Below are 282 nucleotides of genomic sequence, written 5' to 3'. Positions count from 1 at the left end.
AAATTAAATCAAAAACAGGAGTTTTTAATCCATGAAAAGCTTTGCACACCATTATAGTAGCGACATCTCTCGTGAACAATTTGAACTAATCCGGACAGATCTAGAAGGCATACGTAAGCGGACTAAGCCAAGAAAGGTTGATTTATATGATATCTTTTGTGCCCTGCTTTATACCTTGAAAAATGGGTGCGTTTGGCGTGATTTACCCAGCGATTTTCCTAAATGGGAAACCGTCTATTATTACTGGTTACTTTGGACTAAAACGCCATCTCCTACTGGTAT

General features: G+C 38.3%; 1 protein-coding gene. It reads left to right on the top strand.

Annotated elements, in window-relative coordinates:
- Nucleotides 1-31: 31 nt before the first annotated feature.
- Nucleotides 32-282, top strand: a 251-nt coding sequence (locus FD09_RS16135; protein ID WP_157053880.1) for a transposase, incomplete at its 3' end; no start/stop codon positions are given.

It is taken from the genome of Schleiferilactobacillus perolens DSM 12744 (assembly GCF_001435585.1).
In the GTDB taxonomy this organism is placed as follows: Bacteria; Bacillota; Bacilli; order Lactobacillales; family Lactobacillaceae; genus Schleiferilactobacillus; species Schleiferilactobacillus perolens.
This window is presented reverse-complemented; position numbering and strand designations above follow the sequence as displayed.